General features: G+C 70.3%; 1 protein-coding gene. It reads left to right on the forward strand.

What is annotated here, in order from left to right; genetic code table 11:
- Positions 1-207: 207 nt before the first annotated feature.
- Positions 208-454: LysR family transcriptional regulator (locus FQ705_RS01965; protein ID WP_144137794.1), on the forward strand; the 247-nt coding region annotated here is incomplete at its 3' end.

A 454-nucleotide genomic window follows, 5' to 3' on the forward strand; every position in this document is an offset into this window, starting at 1 on the left:
GCGCACGAGGCGCTGAAGCCGACGGCGTGACGGCGCTCAGTCGTGATGATGCCTGCCGATGACCAGCCCGTCACCAGCCGGGTAGCTCGTCGAGGCATGAGGGCGCCCTTCGCGATTCCCACGTAATCCACGCTTCGCCGCTGCTCGTCCATTGTTATCATCCACGCTGATGACAGCGGCCGATGCGCCGCACGGGAGCCGTCCGCCATGGAACTGAAACACCTCGGTGCCTTCGTCGCGCTCGCCGACGAACTGCACTTCGGCCGCGCCGCCGAGCGGCTGTGCATCGTGCAGCCGGCCCTGAGCATGCAGATCAAGACGCTCGAGACCGGCCTCGGCGTGCGCCTGTTCGACCGCGACCGCCACAAGGTCGCGCTGACCGAGGCGGGCCGCCTGTTCCTGCCGGAGGCGCGCGCCACGCTCGAGCAGGCCGCGCGCGCGGCGCAGGTGGCGC

Source organism: Paraburkholderia sp. BCC1884 (assembly GCF_900996225.1).
GTDB lineage: Bacteria > Pseudomonadota > Gammaproteobacteria > Burkholderiales > Burkholderiaceae > Paraburkholderia.